The sequence below is a fragment of the Streptomyces tendae genome, assembly GCF_014650435.1.
Taxonomy (GTDB): Bacteria; Actinomycetota; Actinomycetes; order Streptomycetales; family Streptomycetaceae; genus Streptomyces; species Streptomyces tendae.
In genome coordinates this window covers 1-19,311 of sequence record NZ_BMUY01000019.1, presented here as the reverse complement: position 1 = coordinate 19,311, position 19,311 = coordinate 1, and the positions used below count along the sequence as shown (strand labels likewise).

The 19,311-nt window shown below is 72.9% G+C and carries 22 protein-coding genes; 4 read left to right on the top strand and 18 right to left on the bottom strand.

The window, feature by feature from the left end:
- The first annotated feature begins 2 nt into the window (after positions 1-2).
- Complete coding sequence (locus IE258_RS35545) at positions 3-359, top strand: 5-carboxymethyl-2-hydroxymuconate Delta-isomerase (protein ID WP_189749983.1); 357 nt, start codon at positions 3-5, stop codon at positions 357-359.
- An 8-nt stretch (positions 360-367) separates the two neighbouring features.
- On the opposite strand, the gene IE258_RS35540 is transcribed toward IE258_RS35545, so the two are convergent.
- The 5 genes from IE258_RS35540 to IE258_RS35520 all read right to left on the bottom strand — a co-directional run bounded on the left by IE258_RS35540 (position 368) and on the right by IE258_RS35520 (position 5,722).
- Positions 368-1,057 (bottom strand): TetR/AcrR family transcriptional regulator, encoded by a 690-nt coding sequence (locus IE258_RS35540; RefSeq protein WP_229892629.1) that lies wholly within the window; start codon positions 1,055-1,057, stop codon positions 368-370.
- Positions 1,058-1,123: 66 nt separating this feature from the next.
- The gene (locus IE258_RS35535; protein ID WP_189749981.1) at positions 1,124-2,218 is read right to left on the bottom strand and encodes a PDR/VanB family oxidoreductase; all 1,095 of its coding nucleotides are present in this window, start codon (positions 2,216-2,218) and stop codon (positions 1,124-1,126) included.
- On the bottom strand, positions 2,215-3,105 hold the full coding sequence (locus tag IE258_RS35530; protein ID WP_164458367.1) for a metal-dependent hydrolase: 891 nt from the start codon (positions 3,103-3,105) through the stop codon (positions 2,215-2,217). The genes IE258_RS35535 and IE258_RS35530 overlap by 4 nt, the downstream gene beginning before the upstream one ends.
- Before the next feature lie 114 nt (positions 3,106-3,219).
- Positions 3,220-5,151 carry a hypothetical protein gene (locus tag IE258_RS35525; RefSeq protein WP_189749980.1) on the bottom strand — a complete coding sequence of 644 codons (1,932 nt, stop codon included), beginning with the start codon at positions 5,149-5,151 and terminating at the stop codon, positions 3,220-3,222.
- 61 nt (positions 5,152-5,212) lie between these two features.
- The gene (locus tag IE258_RS35520) at positions 5,213-5,722 is read right to left on the bottom strand and encodes a tetratricopeptide repeat protein (protein WP_229892627.1); all 510 of its coding nucleotides are present in this window, start codon (positions 5,720-5,722) and stop codon (positions 5,213-5,215) included.
- Between the two features lie 134 nt (positions 5,723-5,856).
- On the opposite strand from IE258_RS35520, the gene IE258_RS35515 reads away from it, so the two are divergent.
- Positions 5,857-6,303 carry a hypothetical protein gene (locus IE258_RS35515; RefSeq protein ID WP_189749977.1) on the top strand — a complete coding sequence of 149 codons (447 nt, stop codon included), beginning with the start codon at positions 5,857-5,859 and terminating at the stop codon, positions 6,301-6,303.
- A gap of 75 nt (positions 6,304-6,378) precedes the next feature.
- Here the strand turns inward: IE258_RS35515 and IE258_RS35510 are convergent, their stop codons facing one another.
- The 8 genes from IE258_RS35510 to IE258_RS35475 all read right to left on the bottom strand — a co-directional run bounded on the left by IE258_RS35510 (position 6,379) and on the right by IE258_RS35475 (position 14,682).
- Positions 6,379-7,893: a DUF1996 domain-containing protein gene (locus IE258_RS35510; RefSeq protein WP_189749975.1), complete on the bottom strand. Its 1,515-nt coding sequence runs from the start codon at positions 7,891-7,893 to the stop codon at positions 6,379-6,381.
- 159 nt (positions 7,894-8,052) lie between these two features.
- Entirely contained in the window at positions 8,053-8,706 is a 654-nt protein-coding gene (locus tag IE258_RS35505) for a response regulator transcription factor (protein ID WP_127896118.1), read from the bottom strand.
- Entirely contained in the window at positions 8,691-9,968 is a 1,278-nt protein-coding gene (locus IE258_RS35500; protein ID WP_189749974.1) for a sensor histidine kinase, read from the bottom strand. Before IE258_RS35500 ends, IE258_RS35505 begins: the two co-directional genes overlap by 16 nt.
- Positions 9,969-10,020: 52 nt before the next feature.
- On the bottom strand, positions 10,021-11,049 hold the full coding sequence (locus tag IE258_RS35495; RefSeq protein ID WP_189749972.1) for an SDR family oxidoreductase: 1,029 nt from the start codon (positions 11,047-11,049) through the stop codon (positions 10,021-10,023).
- Positions 11,050-11,119: 70 nt separating this feature from the next.
- Positions 11,120-11,731, bottom strand: a complete 612-nt coding sequence (locus tag IE258_RS35490; RefSeq protein WP_189749970.1) for a winged helix-turn-helix domain-containing protein — start codon at positions 11,729-11,731, stop codon at positions 11,120-11,122.
- Between the two features lie 341 nt (positions 11,732-12,072).
- Entirely contained in the window at positions 12,073-13,002 is a 930-nt protein-coding gene (locus IE258_RS35485) for a DUF6891 domain-containing protein (protein WP_189749969.1), read from the bottom strand.
- 56 nt (positions 13,003-13,058) lie between these two features.
- A complete protein-coding gene (gene glnII, locus IE258_RS35480) occupies positions 13,059-14,090 on the bottom strand; it encodes a glutamine synthetase (protein ID WP_189749967.1) in 1,032 nt (343 codons plus the stop codon).
- Between the two features lie 136 nt (positions 14,091-14,226).
- Positions 14,227-14,682: a MarR family transcriptional regulator gene (locus IE258_RS35475; RefSeq protein ID WP_189750082.1), complete on the bottom strand. Its 456-nt coding sequence runs from the start codon at positions 14,680-14,682 to the stop codon at positions 14,227-14,229.
- Between the two features lie 159 nt (positions 14,683-14,841).
- Here IE258_RS35475 and IE258_RS35470 point away from each other — a divergent pair, with 159 nt between their 5' ends.
- The gene (locus tag IE258_RS35470; protein WP_189749965.1) at positions 14,842-15,723 is read left to right on the top strand and encodes an alpha/beta fold hydrolase; all 882 of its coding nucleotides are present in this window, start codon (positions 14,842-14,844) and stop codon (positions 15,721-15,723) included.
- A gap of 3 nt (positions 15,724-15,726) precedes the next feature.
- On the opposite strand, the gene IE258_RS35465 is transcribed toward IE258_RS35470, so the two are convergent.
- On the bottom strand, positions 15,727-16,410 hold the full coding sequence (locus IE258_RS35465; protein ID WP_189749963.1) for an SCO2207 family protein: 684 nt from the start codon (positions 16,408-16,410) through the stop codon (positions 15,727-15,729).
- 117 nt (positions 16,411-16,527) lie between these two features.
- A complete protein-coding gene (locus tag IE258_RS35460) occupies positions 16,528-16,887 on the bottom strand; it encodes an arsenate reductase family protein (RefSeq protein WP_189749962.1) in 360 nt (119 codons plus the stop codon).
- 174 nt (positions 16,888-17,061) lie between these two features.
- Here IE258_RS35460 and IE258_RS35455 point away from each other — a divergent pair, with 174 nt between their 5' ends.
- Complete coding sequence (locus IE258_RS35455) at positions 17,062-17,376, top strand: hypothetical protein (protein ID WP_003976610.1); 315 nt, start codon at positions 17,062-17,064, stop codon at positions 17,374-17,376.
- A gap of 40 nt (positions 17,377-17,416) precedes the next feature.
- On the opposite strand, the gene pspAB is transcribed toward IE258_RS35455, so the two are convergent.
- From pspAB to IE258_RS35440, 3 genes are all read right to left on the bottom strand, one after another.
- Positions 17,417-17,995, bottom strand: coding sequence for a PspA-associated protein PspAB (gene pspAB / locus IE258_RS35450; RefSeq protein ID WP_159329196.1), 579 nt, complete (start codon positions 17,993-17,995; stop codon positions 17,417-17,419).
- A 45-nt stretch (positions 17,996-18,040) separates the two neighbouring features.
- Positions 18,041-18,955 (bottom strand): zinc metalloprotease HtpX, encoded by a 915-nt coding sequence (gene htpX, locus IE258_RS35445; protein WP_189749960.1) that lies wholly within the window; start codon positions 18,953-18,955, stop codon positions 18,041-18,043.
- 62 nt (positions 18,956-19,017) lie between these two features.
- The coding region (locus tag IE258_RS35440) for a winged helix-turn-helix transcriptional regulator (RefSeq protein WP_229892626.1) at positions 19,018-19,311 on the bottom strand (294 nt) is incomplete at its 5' end.

Below are 19,311 nucleotides of genomic sequence, written 5' to 3'. Positions count from 1 at the left end.
TCATGCCGCAGATCACCGTCGACTACTCCGACCGGCTCGTCGGCGACTTCGACCGGCCCGCTTTCGCGCGGGCCCTGCACGAGGCCGTCGTCGAGATCGCGGCCGCGAAGCCGCCGGCGTGCAAGACGCAGTTCCGCCGCACCGAGGACACCGTGGTCGGCCCCGACGCCGAGGGGCACGCCGTCGTGCACGTCACGCTCGGGCTGCTCGCCGGCCGCACCGACGAGACCAAGGTGCGGCTGACCGAGGCCGTCCTGGAACTGCTGCGGCAGTACGCCAAGCCCGGCGACGGCCTCGCCCTGCACGCCTCCGCCGAGGTCCGCGACCTGGACCCGTCGTACCGGAAGTTCGAGAGCTAGGGCAGGCCCTAACCGGCGAGCGCGATCAGCCGGCCGACCAGGTCCCCGAAGGGGCCGTCGGCCGGCTCGTCCGCGAGGACGCGGCGCAGGAGGGCGCCCATCTCCTCGTCGTAGGCGGCGCTCACCGCCAGCAGCGCGGCGAAGTCGTGCACGAGCTGCGACTCCAGCTCGGCGCGCGGGATGCGGCGCCCGTCCAGCCAGAGCAGCGCCGTCGACTCGGCGAGCGAGATCCAGGAACGGACGACCAGTTCCAGCCGTGCGGGCGGCTCGGTGACGTCCAGGTGCGAAAGGATCTGGACATACGCGGCCTGCCGTACGGAGTCCACCAGCGCGTTGGTCGTGGAGGACCCGACGGCCGGGCCGCCGCGCATCAGGGCCGAGAAACCCGGGCCGTGCTCGTCGACGAAGTCGAAGTAGCGGCCCATCACGCGCAGCAGCCGCGCGCCCAGCGGGCCCTGGTGGGGCTCCACGAACCGGGCGGCCAGATCGTCCGAGGCACGCTGCAACGCGGCCTCGTACAGGCTGAGTTTGCCGGGGAAGTAGTGGTAGACCAGCGGGCGCGAGATGCCCGCCGCCGACGCTATCTCGTCGATGGAGACCTCGTCGGGCGAGCGGCGGCTGAACAGATCGAGCGCGACGCCGATCAACTGCTGCCGCCGCTCCTCGACGCCCATTCTGCGGCGTACCCCGGTAGTCATACGAACACCTTACCGATCGAATCCGGCCCCGAACGGGCCGGACCGGGCATCGGCCTTCATCGGCGTTCACATGTCGAGCACGAGTCGCGTGCCGAGGCACCGGGACACACAGATGAGCATCGAGTCGCCGCGCTCCGAGTCGGTCAGCAACTCGTCCCGGTGATCGATCTCGCCCTCCAGCACCTTCTGTTGGCAGGTCCCGCACCAGCCCTGCTCGCAGGAGTACGGGGTGTTCGGCAGCTCGGTGCGCACGGCGGCCAGCACCGAGGAGTCGCCGGGCACGGTCAGTGTCCGCCCGCTGCGGCGCAGCTCCACCTCGAACTCCGCGTCGCCGTCGGCCGTCGTACGCGGCGCGAACCGCTCCAGGTGCAGCGCGGCGCCCTCCGGTAGGCGTTCGGCGACGGCCGCCATCAGGCCTTCCGGACCGCAGCAGTACACGGCCGCGCCCTCGGGGAGGTCCGCGAGGAAGGCGTCGAGGCCGGGCCGCCCGTCCTCGTCCTCGGCGACGACGGTGACCCTCCCGCCGTCCGGGTCCAGCTTCTCGATCTCCTCCAGGAACGGCATCGACGCCCGCGTCCGCCCGCCGTACAGCAGCCGCCAGTCGGTGCCCTCGGGCAGCGCCCGGAGCATCGGCAGCACGGGCGTGATGCCGATGCCCCCGGCGACGAACACGTAGGAGGGCGCCTCGACCAGCGGGAAGCGGTTGCGCGGTCCGCGCACCTCCAGTTCCGTCCCCTCCTGCACCTGCTCGTGCACCTCGCGCGAGCCGCCCCGCCCGTCCTCGACCAGCCGCGCGGCCACGGTGTACGACGAGGTGTCCTCCGGGTCGCCGCACAGCGAGTACTGGCGTACCAGCCCCGAGGGCAGCACCAGGTCCAGGTGGGCGCCCGGCTCCCAGCGCGGCAGGTCGGTCCCCTCCAGGCGCAGCCGCACCACCCCGTCGGCCAGCCGCTCGTGCGCGGTCACCAGCAGCGTCAGCGCGCGGGAGCGGGGCCGCCCGGAGACCGGCGGGTCCAGCGCGGGCAGCGGCCACAGCGGCGAGCCCTGGACGCGGCGCCGCAGCGCCCGGCGGACGACGAGCGCGGCACCGGCCGTACCGGCCGCGAGGAGCAGGGCCGTCGTCCGCCTCGGAGTCGGCCTCGGGCTCGGGTTCGGGCTCATGCGGCACCTTCCTGGGACTTCTCGGCGGCCGAGGCGGCCACGGCGGCGGGGGAGGTGGCGAGATAGGCGACGGCCTGCTCGGTGGAACACTCCTTGGACGGGTGGTAGGCGCGGCTCAGATAGCCGGGTATGGAACGCGTGATCGCGCCGGTCGAGGGCAGCAGGCCCTGCCGGCCGCGCCGGTGGAAGTCCCGGAAGGTGGCCCTGCCGTCGGCGAGCGTCGGGTCGTTCGCCATGAAGAACCGGGTCCCGCGCTGCCACAGGAACACCAGCGCGGTGAACGCGGTCGCCCAGGTCCGCACCCGCCGCGCGTAGTCCCCGTCCACGTGTACGAACAGGTCGAAGGCGACGGACCGGTGCTCGACCTCCTCGGCGCCGTGCCAGCGCAGCAGGTCCAGCATGGTCGGATCGGCGCCCCGCCGGTCGAGCGCCTCGGCGTTCAGCACCCAGTCGCCGAGGAAGGCGGTGTAGTGCTCGATCGCCGCGATCAGCGCCACCCGCTCCAGCAGCCACCACCGCCGCGGGCGGCCCGGCGGCAGGGTGCGGTCGCCGAGCAGCTTCTCGAAGAGCCAGTCGACCTGCGCGGTGTAGGGCGTCGGGTCGAGCCCCTGGTCCCGCAGGTGCGGCAACACCTCGTCGTGGGCCTGGGAGTGCATCGCCTCCTGCCCGATGAACCCGATGACGTCCTCGCGCAGCCGCTCGTCCCGGATGTACGGCAGCACCTGCTTGTAGACGTGCACGAACCACCGCTCCCCGGCGGGCAGCAGCAGGTGCAGCACGTTGATGGTGTGGGTCGTGAACGGGTCCCCCGGCACCCAGTGCAGCGGTGTGTCCTCCCAGGCGAAGGACACCTTCCGGGCCTTGAGCGGGACATGCTTGTTAGACATGGCGTCAATGTACTGACGGGTACGGCCCGGCGGAACCCTCCTGCCGAGACTTGTTGACGCCAGTGTCAGCTAGGCCGGTGTCGGCCGGCCCGGTGTCTGCCCACCCGGTACCGGCTAGCGCAGTCCGCCGATCGTCCGGCCGCTGTCCAGCGTGCCCTTCAGCTCGGCCCGCGCGCCCTGGTCGGCCTTCGCGGTCAGCAGGTTGCCCTCGGCCGAGTCGCTGATGCCGCCCGTCGCCTCGATCGACTCGGTGTCGCGGCCGCCTGCCGCGAGCAGGTACCAGTGCCCGCCCTCCGACTTCCACAGCACCCCGGCCAGCACCTGCGGGTCGCGCTCCCCGCAGGCCGGCACGTCCTGCGCCTTCGCCGCCACCGCGCCCTGCACGCCGCCCGGCGTCCGGAACTGCGCCAGCACCCGGGCCCCCTCGCCGCGCCAGGTCTCGGCGCGGGTGCACACCCACGCGCCCGACCCCGTTCCGTCGGGCAGCGGCTGCGTCGCGAACTCCCAGGCGTTCACCGAGCGCACCCCCTGCCCGCGCACCGCGCCCAGCGAGCAGGCGTACGGCGCCCAGGCGTCCAGCGCCTTCGCGCCCGAGGCGTCCTTCGCGGAACCGGGGCGCCCGGTGGTGAGCCGGGCCGGCACCAGCTCGCCCAGGTCGGTCACCACCCGGGTGTCCGAACCGTCGGTCAGCTCCAGCGCGTTCCACGACGTGCACGCCCCGGACTGCTGCTGCACCGGGCTGGCCAGCGGCGACGTCACGCCGTCGGTGAGCGTCAGCTCCTCGGCGGCGGAGTCCGGCCGGGCGAGATCGCGCGCCGCCGCCCCGGTCACCCAGGGCGCCGTCAGATAGCGGACGTTGCCGTCGGCGCGCCCCAGCACCACCGCGGTCGCCGCGGCCCGGTCGGCTCCGTCGGTCCGCGCGAAGTCCAGGGCGGCACCGGCGGAACCGTCCTTCGGCTCGGCGTACCGGACCAGACGCAGACCGTCGTGCAGGATCACCACCCGCGCGGTGTCGACGTCCCCCGCGTACAGCAGCTGCGGCGGCCCGGCCGGACCGCCGGTCGCCGTCCCCGGCGTCGCGGACACCCCTACGCTCTCGCCGGGCCGCGCCCAGACGGCCAGGGCGCGGCGCAGCAACTCCTCGTCTCCGGTGAGGTCACCGCGGGCCGGCCACACCGAGAAGTCCGTACGCGCGGACGTCTCCCACGCGGCGGGCGCTGCCTTGGTCAGCCTGCCGGGGTCGAGCGCGGCCTCGGCCGCGGGGTTTCGCGCGTACGGCGGGGCGGCGGCACCGTCCGGTCCCCAGCCGTCCCCGGGCAGGCCGAGCAGCGCCCCGCACACCACCAGCGCCGCCCCGGCAACCAGCGCGGCCCGCGTGTGCTGGCGCCGGCGCAGCAGATCGGTCGGCCGGGCCTGCAACGAGCAGGGGTCGAACTCGGGGGAGCCGAGCAGCCCGTACTGCCCCGGCACCCCGTCGGCCTCCCGCAGCGCGGCGTCCACGTCGGCGACCTGGGCGGCCGCGAGCACCTGCCGCACGCCGTCGTCGGGCAGCCGCTCCAGACCGCGCAGCACGTACGCCGCCCGGCCGGGACCGGAGAGCGCGGACAGCCGCTGGTCCAGGGCGAGTTCATCGGCGCCGCCCGAGCGCGGGAAGAGCTTGAGGCCCCGTACGTGGGGCAGCAGCGGCGGCAGTTGGGACCGCCGGGGCCACGCCCGCCGCCGCAGCGGGAGCCCCGCCTCCAGCGCCGTACGCACCACCCGCAGCCGGACCAGCGCGTACCCGGGGTCGACCTCGCGGCCGGCGGACTGGGCCGGGATCACCGGGGTCGTCGTCCGGTTCCGGGGCAGGGCGCGCTGGGTGAGGGCGTGCGCGGTCAGGACGCGGCGGCCCCGGCCGAGTCCCGGCGGCAGTACCAGATAGGCCAGCCGGGCCAGGCGCGGATAGTGCTCGACGAGCGCGGCCTCGGCCTGCTCGACGTCCACGACCGGGTCGGCCGACGAGGCGGAGGACGGTGCGGGGCGCGGGGCGACATCCTGTGGCTGCACGTTCAGCAGAACGAGCGAACGCGGCGATGGTCACCGTACGACCCGCCCGGGCGGGGGCCTCCTAGTCCTCCGGTTCCACCAGGAGCCGTGCGTAGGCGGCCATCGACCGCTGGTAGCGCGGCAGATGGGGGGCGAGGGCGCCGAGCACCAGGGACAGGCCCTCGCGGTCGCGGCCCATGCTGGACAGGCAGAGGGCGAGCGTGGCGCGCACGGCGTCGTCCAACTCGTCGGACGGGGCGACCAGTTCGGGCGAGAGCAGCTTCACGCCCTCCTCCGGGTGCCCGGTGTTCCGCAGCGAGCTGGAGAGCTGGATCTTCGCCCGGCGCCCCTTGTAGGCGCTGACCTCGCCGAGCCCGCGCTCCAGCGCCTCGCGGTACAGCGGCACCGCCCGGTCGGAGTGGCCCGTCGAGTCCCAGGCGCAGGCCCGCTCGAAAAGGCCCAGCGGGCTGTCGGCGGGCAACTCGTCGGCGAGGGCGTCGACGACCGCCCGGAAGTCGGCGGCATCCTCCTCGGCGTAGTCCTCGAATGCCGCCCAGGCGGCCCTCACGCGCTCTTCCCAGTCCTGGTCCACGGGCCCACTCTCGCACGGAGCCCGCACAACGGCACCCGGGCTCCTGAGTACTTCGCGCCCCGCGCCCGTATCGATGACGGGGCCCCTCGCCGGGGCTCCGCGCGGCATGTCGCCACAGCGGACCGGAGGAACACATGAGGCTGACCCGACCGATGCTCGCCCCGGCCGCCCTTGCGGCGGTTCTGGCGCTGACGGGCTGCGGCGCCGACGGGGACGGCGCGGACGCCGTGCCCGCGACGGCGACCGGCAGCCTGGAACACCTGGCCGCCGAGGCCGAGTGCACCCCGAACATGCAGACCGACGCCGACACCATCCGCCAGGCCCTGTGCGGCAAGGGCGACGGGAAGTACGTCCTCGCCACCTTCTCCACCGACCGCGGCCAGCGCGAGTGGATCAACACCGCCAAGGACTACGGCGGCTACTACCTCGTCGGCCGCAAATGGGTCGCCGTCGGCCACGAGGAGGTGGTGGCGGACCTGCGCGGCCGGCTCGGCGGCGACCTGGAGCAGGGCGTCCAGCACGGGGGCGGCGGCGCCGGGCACTCGGCCGGGCACGGCGAACACGCCGGACATTCCGGCTGACCGGACGCGGACGCGCGAAGGGGGCCGGTGACGGAAATCCGTCACCGGCCCCCTCCTTGCCACGGGCCGGGACCGCTACTGGCAGTCCTCGCCGCGGTTGATGCAGTCGACCACCTCGTTCATCAGGTCCTCGTCCATGACGTTGATGAAGTCGTTGTGATCCGTGATCGGCTTGTGCAACTGCTCCGGGAAGCTGTCCACGGCGTACGGGTTCTGCACCTGGCCGTTGTCGACCGTCGGGGTGGGGATGTCGTACGCGAGCCGGACCTGGAGTTGGGGAACGGCCTGGAAGCCCTCCGGGCAACTGCCGTCCTGCTGGACGAACGCCATGTGGTCCCGGTGGTTGGCGCTGTCGATGTTCTGGCCGTCCCAGCAGCTCTGGAAGTTGGTCGTCCGCAGCACCTGGCTGCCCTCGGGGCACAGCGGGTACTTGTCCGTCACCTGCCGGTCCTCGAAGCCCGAGCAGCTCCACGAGGTGTTGGCGTTCGCGTCGCCGTTGGTGAACGACTTGGCGTCACCGGTGATGATGCGCAGGAACTTCGGCATCGCGACCACGTCGCCCTGCTGGCTGCCGACGAACTTCAGCTCGGCCTGGGCCGGCTTGAGGATCTTGCCGATGTTGCCCTCGGCGCCGCCGCCCTGGTCGTTCGCGTCGAACTCCTGCGTACCGTCCTGGAGCCGCAGCACCGGCCAGTAGTACGTGGACCTGTCGCCCTGGTTCTGGCACGAGGTGTCCGCGTTCGCCAGGTCCTCGTCGCTGGAGAAGGCGTCGTTGTCCTGGTTGCCGACGTAGTCGTGGGTGTGGTGCGCGCCGTTGTCGACGCCCGGGGCGGCGATCAGGTTGTCGCTGTTGAACAGGTTGTTCTCGTTGACGCCGCAGTCCGTGCTGAAGGTGCCGGTGGAACCCCCGTCACCGTTGGCGGCCAGGCCGTTGCGGCTGTTGCGGGAGTTCGGCTGGACGTCGTTGATGTCGATGAAGTCGTCGGCGACCGGACCGGCGACACCGTTGCCGTTGTCGTCCTGGTTCTGGCCATCGCCGTCCTGACCGCCGCCGTTCTGACCGTCGCCGTTCTGGCCGTCGTCGTTCTGGCCGTCGTCCTGGCCGCCGCCGTTCTGCTGGTCCGCGGGACGTCCCTGGCAGCCCGCCAGCTCGTCCAGGTTGTCGTCGGCCTTGCCGCCGGCCCGGTTGATCTCCAGCTGGATCCGGTCGATGATCGCCTTCCGCCGGTCCTTGAGCGGGCCCAGGATGGAGTTCTGGACGAACTGCGAGTCACCCGCCTGCGCCCGCCGCGTGGTGGCGAGGCGCTGGTAGGCGTTGGTGATCTGGCTGTCCATCGTGGCCAGTTCGCCGTCCACCTCGCCGCGCGCCCGGTCCGGCACGTCACGGATCTTCTGGCCGACGTCGGGGCAGTCGATCGTCGCGACCTGCGCGCCGGCCGACCTGGTCCGGTTGTGACCCCCGTGGTCCTCGTGCGCCGAAGCGTAGAAGTTGGCCCAGACCAGCCCGCCCCCGCCGACCGCCAGGGCCGCCGCCCCGGCTACGATCTTGGTGGCCAGCGGCGTACGGCGTTTTCTCGTGTTGCGTCCCATGGAACTCCTCAAACTTCCTTGCGGGGGCATCGCTTGCGGGGCATCGAGGGCGCCCGACAGGAGTGAAGCGGCTCCCATCCATACGGAAGCCGCTCCTGAGGTGTTCACCCGTCTCGGGAATTGCTGGGGTCCCTGGGGCCCCGGGGACGCGTCACAGGGTCAGCGGCCGCGGTCCAGATACGCCAGAACCGCCAGGACACGGCGGTTGTCGTCGTCCGAGACCTCCAGGCTCAGCTTCGCGAAGATGTTCGCCGTGTGCTTCGCGATCGCCCGCTCGGTGACGACGAGCTTCCCGGCGATCGCCGCGTTGGTCCGGCCCTGCGCCATCAGCTCCAGCACCTCCAGCTCGCGCGGGGTGAGCCGCTCCAGCGGGCGGTCCTCCGCCGCGCGCCGGCTGAGCAACTGCTGGATGACCTGCGGGTCCATCGCCGTGCCGCCCGATGCCACCCGCCGTACGGCGTCGATGAACTGCTCCGCGTCGAACACCCGGTCCTTGAGCAGGTACCCCACCCCGCCGCTCCCGTCGGCCAGCAACTCGCGCGCGTACAGCTGCTCCACGTGCTGGGAGAGGACCAGCACCGGCAGCCCGGGCCGGTCGCGGCGGGCCTGCAACGCGCACTGCAGGCCCTCGTCGGTGAGCGTGGGCGGGAGCCGGACGTCGACCACGGCGACGTCCGGCTCCAGTTCGGCCAGGGCCCGGGACAGCTCGGGGCCGGTCTCGACGGCCGCGGCGATCTCGAAGTCGTGGGCCTCCAGAAGCCGGACCAGTCCGTCGCGCAGCAGGAACAGGTCTTCGGCTAGGACAACGCGCAAGGGATCTCCATGGTGACCATGGTGGGGCCGCCCGCGGGCGAGCTGACGGCCAGGACGCCGTCGAATGTACCCAGTCGGCGCTCCAGGCCGGCCAGGCCCGAGCCCGCTCCGACCACGGCACCGCCCTTGCCGTTGTCGGTGACACAGACGCGCAGCCGCCCCTCCGTGTAGTGCATGTCGACCCAGATCCGGTCGGCACCGGAGTGCTTCACGGCGTTGGTGAGGGTCTCGCTGACCGCGAAGTACGCGGCCGACTCCACGGGGGCGTCGGCGCGGCCGGGCAGGTCCACCTCGACCTCGACGGCGATGGGCAGCCGCAGGGCCAGGGCCCGCACCGCGTCGCCGAGACCGCGTTCGGCGAGCACCGGTGGATGGATGCCGCGCACCAGTTCGCGCAGCTCGGTGAGGGCGTCGGCGGAGGACTGCCGGGTCTGCGCGAGCAGTTCCCTGGCCTTCGCCGGGTTCTTCTCCAGCAGTGCCTCGATGGTCCCCAGGTCCATGCCGACGGCTACCAGCCGGGCCTGTGCCCCGTCGTGCAGGTCGCGCTCGATGCGGCGCAGCTCGGCGGCGGAGGTGTCGACGGCGTCGCGCCGAGTCTCGGTCAGCACCCGTACCCGCTCGGCGAGTTCGCCCTGGCCGGAGCCGAGGAGCGCGCCGGTGAGCCGGAAGTGGGCCTTCAGTGCGAGAGGACTGAGCCGGACGGCTGCCACGAGGAGGGCGGCGCCCAGGGCGGCGGCGTACAGCGCGGTGATCTGGCCGGTCACGGGCACGAAGCCGTACCAGTAGGTGTCGTCCCAGGCCCGCCACAGCCCGGCCGCGATGACGAAGCCCTCCAGCGGGTAGAACACCAGCGCGAAGGCCAGCAGTGCGCTGACGAAGCCCGCCGTCATGTCGACCGGCAGCCACAGGACGTCCCGCCAGGTCGCCGGGTCACGGAGCATCCCGAAGGTGCGGGCCCACGGATTGGCGCCCTCGGGCAGCGGCCGGTACGCCCGCGGGATCCGCACCCCGCCCCACTCGGCGGCGAGCAGCCGCCGCCAGTCCGCGAACGCCCGTACCCCCGTCAGCACCCACGACGTGGTGACGATGCCGACCCCGATCGGGATGAGGGCGACGGACACCACGGTCAGGCAGAAGCAGATCACCGCGCCCGGCAGGGAGATGAGCGCCAGCGCCAGTCCCCGTACGGCCGACAACGCCAAGCCCCGCGTCCGCCCGGTTGTCTGTGGCCGCCCTGTGCCGCTCTTCGTCTCGATGCTCATGACATCAGTCTCGCCGAGGCGACGACACGGGGCACTGGGCCGGGCACCCCGATCAGGGGGTGGTGCCAGGTACACCACCGCCGGGGCCGTCGGCGGCGAGGGCCTTCGCCTCCGCCTCCGGGTCCAGGCCGACCGGTGGCCGGTCCGGGCGTTGGGGTGCCGTGCCGCCGAGGGTCCGCAGCCAGGCCCAGGTGTCGGCCACGGTGTCGCCCACGGGCCGGCAGACCAGGCCCGTCGCCAGGGCACTGGAGACGTCCGCGCTCTGCAGGGCGTCGTGCAGGTCGCTGCCCGGCGGGGTCCACACCGGCAACTGGCCCCACGGCTCGATGCCGGCGGCCAGGACGGTCTCGGGGGCGGTCCAGCGCAGCTGCGCGGTGCCGCCGGTGACCGCCGCGCAGGCTTCGAGCAGGCCGCCCATCGTGGTGTGCCCCGGCGGGGAGGCCAGGTTGTACGGCCCGCTCAGCTCCCGCTCCAGCGCGCCGAGCATCCAGTCGGCGAGGTCGCGCACGTCTATGTACTGCAGGGGCAGGTCCCGCGGTCCCGGCGCGAGGACCGGGCCGCCGCGGGCCATGCGGTTCAGCCACCACGGCAGCCGGCCGACGTTCTCGAGGGGGCCGAGGATCAGCCCGGCCCGCACCAGCAGCGAGCGGTCGGCGCCGAAGGCGTCCAGGACGGCCAGCTCGGCGCCCCGCTTGTCCCGGGCGTAGTCGACCTGCCCGGCGTCCGCCGAGGCGCCCTCGACGAGCGGGGCGTCCTCGGCGTACCCGGCGGGCGGGGCCCAGGCGTACACCGAGCAGCTCGACACGTACACGTACCGTCCGGCGCGGCCCCGCAGCAGCCGGGCCGCGTCCCGCACCGCGCGGGGCGCCGCCGACCAGGTGTCGACGACGGCGTCCCAGGCGCCCTCGGCCAGCGCGTCGAGCCCGTCGGGCGCGGTGCGGTCGCCGTGCAGCGCCCGCACTCCGGGGGGCGGGGCGTGCCGTCCGCGGTGCAGGACGGTCACCTCCCAGCCGCGGCCGAGCGCCGCCTCGACCACGGCCCGCCCCACGAACTCCGTACCGCCCAGCACCAGTAGCCTCATGCCGCCACTGTGCCGGGCGCGGCGGCTGCGGGGAACGCCCCTCTGCCGTCAGCAGAAGGGCGGTGGCGGCTCAGCGTCCCGTGGGCGGCGTGTACTTGTAGCCGACGCGCCGCACTGTCTGGATCGTGTGCCGGTGCTCGGCGCCGAGCTTCCGGCGCAGCCGGGCCACGTGCACGTCGACGGTGCGGCCGTCGCCCACGTGTCCGTAGCCCCACACCGTGGTCACCAGTTGGTCGCGGGTGTGCACCCGGTGCGGATGGGTGACGAGGTGGGCGAGCAGTTCGAACTCCAGGTAGGTCAGGTCGAGTTCGCGTCCTTCCACGGCCGCGACACGCCGGGCGGAGTCGATCCGGACGAGCGGGGCCTCGTCCCGGGCCCGGTCCTGGTCGTCGCCGTCGTCGCGGCCCTCGGGTGGCGGCGCGGCCACGCCCTGCGGGCGGAACGGCGGCTGCTGGTCGGCCGGGACGAGCACCAGGTAGCCGACCATCGGCGGACGGCCGGGCAGCGGGGGCAGGGTGTGCGGGGGTGCGGGCAGCCAGGTGGCGCCGGGCGGCAGCAGATCGGAGACGTCCACCACCTCGTCCCGGTCCACGGCGCGCAGCCGGTGCCGGGGCCCGCCGGAGTCGGGGCGGACGGTGGGGGAGTCCAGGGTGACGGTGGACAGGGAACGGGTGGTCGCCATGAGACGTCAGCTCTTTCGCGCGAGAGGTTCGTCGGTAGGGGCGACGGGCGCGAGTTCGTGGTCGGGCGCGTCGCGGGACGTACGTCGTGCGCACCGGCAGAAGGCACAGAATGCCTGGGATGTGCGGCTTCCTAGCGGGCCGGCGCGATCGTCGCGCGGCAACACACCCGGTCGAAGTCGTCGTGCTGACGGGAAGGCCAGAAGGGCTCGAGGTCATGGCGACCCGTCGCTGCGTACTTCCGGAAGCTGGCCATGGGCCCATTGAAGCAGACGACGGAGGGGGAGAGGAGACTCCTCTCAGTGCGTGGACGCCGCTTGGCGTGAACCGGTCCCCGGCCCGGTCATCCCACCAGCCGTTTGCGCCAGTTCAGCGGGGCGACGGTGATGGCTCTGCCCGGATCGCCGTCCCACTGGGCGGACAGCCCGGACCCCGTGAACGCCGCCACGACCTCGTGTCCGACGGCCGTGGTCGTCTCCTCGGAGCCGTCGAAACCGCCGTAGTGCAGCATGAGCCCGTGCCCCTCGGCGGCGGCCTCGGTGCTCTGCCGGTGGAAGAAGACGAAGCCCCGGGCGCCCTCGCGCTCCGCGCCGATCTCCGCCGTGCCGCAGCCCCGGCAGCACGCGAAGTTCTCCCGGGCGGTGAGGCCGGCCGCGTCCAGGGCTCGGAAGACCCGGGTGAGCCGGTCCGGGTCGGTGGTCTCCGCGCCCCAGGACTCCTGCTCGGCCAGCCGCTCCAGCCACAGCCGGTCCACCAGCCGCCGGGCCTGGGCCCGGGACACCGGCCGTTCGCCGTACTCGCCGCCGACCAGGTAATCCTCCGCGATCTCGGTGAGCGTCCCGCGGCCGTCGTAGCCGCAGCGGAGCTGCTCGCGCACCCGCCGCTCGACCTGCTCGCGGACCGCGTCCGGCAGGTCCGGGACCTCTTCCGGCGGCGGGACGGGGATCGGCTCCCAGACGGCGCCCGCGTCCCAGCCGGGCTCCTGGCGGGCCCAGCCGGTCAGGAGGTCGGCCACGCGGTGGGGGTCGCCGATGTCGGTACCGAAGAACGCGTCAGCGGCGCTGCGGTACTCCAGCCGGTACTCCCCGCCGTGCTCGTGCCAGACCTGCGCGAACACGTCGGGGACGTCCGGTATCCGCTGGATCACCAGGAAGCGGTCGCCGGTGTGGCCGATACGCGTCACCAGCTCGCGCAGCCGCTCCGCCCGAATCCGGGTGTGCGTCTGCCAGTTCTCCGTCTCGACCCTGATGGCGAGGTCCCCGTCGATCTCCATGACCCCACCCTCGCACGCGCCACTGACAACGCGCCCCGGACGGGACCCGGCACGTCTCAGACCTGGCCGGCCTTCTCCAGCGCCGTGCAGCAGGTGTCGACGAGCAGGCGGGTCACGACGTACGGGTCGACGTTGGCGTTGGGACGGCGGTCCTCGATGTAGCCCTTGCCGTCCTTCTCGACCTGCCACGGGATGCGCACCGAGGCGCCGCGGTCGGACACGCCGTAGGAGTACTCGTTCCACGGGGCGGTCTCGTGCAGGCCGGTGAGGCGGTCGTCGATGCCGGCGCCGTAGTTCTTGACGTGGTCCATCGGCTTGGAGCCCTCACCGAGGGACTCGGCGGCGGTGATGATCGCGGCGTAGCCCTCGCGCATCGCCTTGGTGGAGAAGTTGGTGTGCGCGCCCGCGCCGTTCCAGTCGCCCTTGACCGGCTTGGGGTCGAGGGTGGCGGAGACCTCGAAGTCCTCGGCGGTGCGGTAGAGCAGCCAGCGCGCGACCCACAGCTGGTCGGAGACCTCCAGCGGGGCCAGCGGGCCGACCTGGAACTCCCACTGACCGGGCATGACCTCGGCGTTGATGCCGGAGATGCCGAGACCGGCCTTCAGGCAGTTCTCCAGGTGCGCCTCGACGACGTCGCGGCCGAAGATCTCGTCCGAGCCGACACCGCAGTAGTAGCCGCCCTGCGCGGCCGGGAAGCCGCCCTCGGGGAAGCCGAGCGGGCGGGCGCCCTTGAAGAAGGTGTACTCCTGCTCGATGCCGAAGATCGGCTCCTGCGCGGCGAAGCGCTCGGACAGCTCGGCCAGCGCGGCACGGGTGTTGCTCGGGTGCGGCGTCATGTCCGTGTCCAGGACCTCGCACAGCACCAGGATGTCCTCGCCGCCGCGGATCGGGTCGGGGCAGGAGAAGACCGGCCTGAGCACGCAGTCCGAGGAGCTGCCCTCGGCCTGGTTGGTGGAGGAGCCGTCGAAGCCCCAGATCGGCAGGGCGTCCAGGCCCGCGGGGGCAGCCGTGATGATCTTCGTCTTGGAACGGAGCTTGGCCGTCGGCTCGGTGCCGTCGATCCAGATGTACTCAGCCTTGAAGGTCACGGGGCCACATCCTTCGGGGTGGGTCTCGGCGCACGTGCGGGTGCGGCGGCGCTGGGGCGGCAGGGGTACCGCGTCTACTGCCGTGCAGCGTGTCAACAGGCGATTTCCCGACCGTTGCCCGTATGTGAACCCCGTGTTACCCGGGCTCGTTGTGGTGCGGTTCACGTCCGTCGTCCGCGGCGGCCTCCCGTACGCCGGTCAGGAAGCCCCGGATCGCCGCCAGTTCCCGCTCGTCGTATCCGCGCAGCAGCTCCACCGCCCGTCCGATCAGCGGTCCGAAGTGGGACCAGCCCAGCGTCACGGCCCGTTCGTCCACCTCGACGGTGACCCTGCGCCGGTCCCGTCCGTCGCGAACCCGGCGCACGTGGCCGGCCCGCTCCAGCCGGTCGACCAGTGCCGTCGTGCCCGCGGAGTTCAGGCCGAGCGCGCCGCCCAGGCGCCCGGCGGTCATCGCCTCGCCGGCCCGCGCGGCGTCCATGAGCGCGATGAGCGCACGGACGTCGGTGGGGTGCATGCCGTTGCGCTGGGCGAACCGGGCGCTGTGCGCACCCAGTTCGACGGCCACCGCGCGCAGGAGGTGGACGAGTTCCATCTCCGGTTCCGGGTCGGACACGGGGGCGCTCCCTTCGGTCCCTGCGGCGATCGTCCCGCTCGTGTCCCGCGATCGCCTCGCTCGACAAGTATCTCGTTGGGCGAGATAATACCGGGGAAGCAGGCATCAGGGGAGTGAACGAAACAGGGGGTACCGCTCATGAGCGCTCGCGGTCCGTACGACGCCGGCCGTTTCCGGGACGCCTACGACAAGGTGCTGGCCAAGTGGCCCGCGGGCACCGAGGCGGTGACCGTGCCCACGCCCTTCGGTGAGACGCACGTCAACGTGACCGGCCCGGCCGGCGGCCGTCCCCTCGTCCTGCTGCCGGGCGGCGGAGCGGCGACCTCCGCGTCCTGGTACGCCCAGGCCGCCGAGCTGTCCCGTACCCACCGCGTGCACGCCGTCGACCTGATCGGCGCCCCCGGCCGCAGCACACCGGCCGGCGACCGCCACCCCCGTACGGTCGCCGACCTGGCCGGCTGGCTGGACGCGCTCCTCGACGGCCTCGGCATCGCGGAGACCGACCTCGGCGGGCACTCCTACGGCGCCTGGATCGCCCTGCACCACACCCTGCACGCGCCCGAGCGGGTACGCCGCCTGTTCCTCCTGGACCCGACCCAGTGCTTCGCCGGGTTCAAAGCGGCCTACCTGCTGCGCGCGCTGCCGATGCTGCTGCGGCCCACGCCCCGCCGGGTCCGCGCCTTCCTGGACTGGGAGACCGGGGCGACACCGCTCGACGCCGACTGGCTCGCCCTCCAGGAGGCCGCCGTCGGCTTCCCGGAGCGCAGGCCGGTCACCGGACCGCGCCCGGCCCCCGAGGCGCTGCGCGCCCTGGACGTGCCGGTCCTGCTGCTCCTGGCCGGGAACAGCAGGACGCACGACCCCGCCGAGGTGGCGGCCCGGGCGCGGACCCTGCTGCCGCACGTGGAGACCGCGGTCCTGCCGGACGTGTCCCACCACGCGCTGCCGCAGTCCGCGCCGCCCGGTCTCGGCCGCCGCCTCGGCGACTTCCTGGCCGCACCGGGCGTGCCGGGCGAGTGAGCCTCAGCCGACCTTCTCGATCAGCGCCCGCCGGATCAGGAACTTGCCCTCCTCACGGACCTGCTCGAACGCCGCGTTGTTGAGCAGCGCACAGCTTCCCGAGACCGAGTTCACCTCCACGGTCGTGGACTTGTCGTTGTCGAGGTTGGTCACCCTGAGCTTGGTGCCCACCGGGAACTGGTTGCTGGAGGCGGCGGGCGCACCGCCCTCGCCGGAGAGGGTGACCGTGGAGCCGGCGCAGACCTGCTCGCCGGCCTGCCCGGCGCCCCCTGCCTGGTCGCCCGCCTGGTCGCCGGTCCGGTCCCCGGTGTCCTGGCCCGCCTCCTGTCCGGCCTGCGGCGGCTGCGGGGTCTGGGAGTCCTGAGCCGACTCCCCGACCGCGCACCCCGAGGCGGCCTGCTTGCGCTCGATCTCCGCGACGACGGCCTCGCGGTTCTCGATCCGCGCCTGCGACTGCGCGTCGGGATTGGCCCGCTGGCCCTCGATGAACCGCTGGTTGTTGCCGAGCGCGGTGGCCAGACCCTGGCAGACACCCGAGTCCTGGGCCGCCTTCGTCCGCGCGTCCTGCGTGGTCTGCGCGGCGTTCGAGGCGTTCGCCATGACGAAGGCGCCGCCACCGGCCACCGTGGCGGCGCCGACCAGTAGCGCGATCTTCTTCTTCGTACCGAGAGTTCTCCTGCGCGACATCCGCGCCTCCTGAAGAGGTAGGGGAGCGTACGCCGCTATGTACGAGATACCGAACGGAGTTACTCACCGGTCGCGTCGACGCGCGCCCGTAACCTGCGTCACATTCCGCAGGGCGGCCTACCGGGACAGGGCGTCCCGGACCGCCTCGTCGGTGCGGCCCACCACGGCCGTCCCGTCGTCCGCCGTGATGATCGGGCGCTGGATCAGCTTGGGGTGTTCGGCGAGCGCGGTGACCCAGCGGTCGCGGGACGCCTCGTCACGGGGCCAGTCCTTCAGGCCCAGTTCCTTGGCGGCCGCCTCCTGGGTACGGGTGATGTCCCACGGTTCGAGTTCCAGCCGGGTGAGCACCTCGCGGATCTCGTCCGCGCTCGGCGCGTCCTCCAGGTAGCGGCGGACGGTGTAGTCGGCCCCTTCCGCGTCGAGCAGGCTGATCGCGCTGCGGCACTTCGAGCAGGCCGGATTGATCCAGATCTCCATGCCGCACACGGTAGCCGGAGGGCGGCGGAACTCGTTCACCACGTGGGTCCCAGCGGCCCCGAAATGCCTTGTGGGCAGGGGCTTTTGTCAGTGGTGGGCAGTAAAATAGAAGCAGTGTTCGAGGGTGTCGCCGGGAGGTCCGGACGGCGCCCTGACCGCGACAGGAGGATGCCCGTGCCCGCTGCCGCACTGAAGCCGAAGCCGTTGCCCACCCAGTCCACCGCCAAGCGGCCCGTCCTGCTCGACCTGCCGTACGAACCCGTGGAGAAGCGTCCGCTGCCGGCGGGCCGCCCGCGCGAGTGGTACGTGACGCACAACCGCCGGCTCAAGGCGATGCGCCTCGCCATCGCCCTGCTCGACTCCGGCGTCTACCTGCCCAACCAGGCGCGCAACGAGAGGATACGGAGCGCCGCCCTGACCATCGGCGTTCATCCGCCGTCGGACACGACCTGCCACATGGTGCGGGCGTTGATGCGGTACTCGCGGTGACGTCGGCGCCGGGTGCCGTGTCCTGCACGGCACCCGGCGCTCAGAGTCCGGGCGCACCCCACACCGGGAACCAGCGGCCCAGGTCGTCCTCCACCGGCAGCTCGTCGGCGAGCGCCGCCCGTATCCGCAGCTCCAGCGCGTTGTCCCGCTGCTGCCGCCCGCCGGGCAGGGGCGCGAAGGGGTAGAACGTGCCGCGCTTGTAGAGGTAGACGAGGGCGAGCCGCCGCCCGTCCTCGGCCGCGAAACCGGCCAGCGAGCACAGCAGCCGCGGCCCGAAGCCGGCCGCCTCCAGGGTGCTGTTCACCGCGTGCAGGTCGTTCACCAGGACCGGCAGCTCCTCCGGGGAGCGGTGCGAGACTAGCCAGGAGTAGCCGTAGGAGTCGTGGGTCAGCTCCACCGGGGTGCGCCCCGCGTCCGCGTCCAGCAGGGCGCGGATCTCGCGGTGCGTGCGCTCGAAGGCGGCCCCCTCGACCGTGGCGAAGCACACCGCCCCCTGCCCGGTCGGCCGGAACCCGGCCGCGGCCTCCAGGCCCACCGCCGCCGAGGGCAGCGCGAAGAGCCGGTCGAGATCCGGGCCCACGGCCCGGGACCTGCCGAGCAGGATGTCCAGCAGTCTCATGCCCGTGCGCCCGTCCTCCCGCGACGTCCCGTGACTTCCCGTGCCTCAGGCATGGCCGGGGGCCGTCGCCTCACCCAGCTCGGCGGAGATCCGGCCCAGCTGGTCGAGCCGCTGCTCCAGGCTCGGGTGGGTGGCGAAGAACCGGCCGAGGCCGGGCTCGCTGCCGAAGGCCGGGGTGAAGTAGAAGGCGTTGAACGCCTGGGCGGTGCGCAGGTCCTTGGTCGGGATGCGGGCGATGTCGCCGGTGACCTTGGTGAGGGCCGCCGCCAGGGCCGAGGGGCGCCCGGTGAGCAGGGCCGCGGCCCGGTCGGCCGCCAGCTCCCGGTACCGGGACAGGGCCCGGATCAGCAGGAAACTGAGTGCGTACACGGCCGCCGAGACGCCCATCACCACCGCCAGGACCGCCATCGTGTTCTGGTCCCGGCGCCCGCCGAAGAGCTGGGAGTAGAAGGCGAACCGCACGATCAGCCCGGCGATCACGCCGAGGAACGACGCCACCGTGATCACCGCGACGTCCTTGTGCGCGACGTGCGACAACTCGTGCGCCAGCACCCCCTCCAGCTCCGCGGGCTCCAGCCGCCGCAACAGCCCGGTGGTCACGCAGACCACCGCGTTGTCCGGATTGCGGCCGGTGGCGAAGGCGTTGGGCATCTCCATCTCCGACACCGCGACCACCGGCTTCGGCATGTCGGCCATCGCCGCCAGCCGGTCCACCACCCCGTGCAGCTCCGGATACTCGTCCCGCTCCACGATCCGGCCGCGCATCGCGAACAGCGCGATCCGGTCGGAGAACCAGTACTGCGCCCCGAACACCAGCGCCACGATCACCACGACCAGGACCCAGGACTTCAGCAGCGCGATCAGCGCGGCGACGAACCCCACGTACAACAGGCCGAGCAGGAACAGGGTGATCCCCATGCGCACGGTCAACCGCCGGTCACTCCGGAAGCGGCTCTGCATCTCCACCACCTCACAGTCGGGCACTCGTCCCGCTGTCCAGTGTGCACCCGGCGCCCCGAAGGTCAGGCGGGATCGAGCGCCGACAGCCGGCGGGTGATCCGGTCGAACAGCTCCGTCAGCGGCTCGCCGACGTCCCGGCCGAACTCGGTCAGCCCGTACGTGACCTGCGGCGGCGTCGTCGGCTCGACCTTCCGCCAGACCAGACCGTCCTCGACCAGCGTGCGCAGGGTCTGGGCCAGCATCTTCTCGCTGATGCCCTGGATGCTCTCGCGCAGCTCGTAGAACCGGAGGTCGTTGCGGCGCAGGGAGATGAGCACCCAGACGCCCCACCTGCTGGTCACGTGGTCGACCATGTC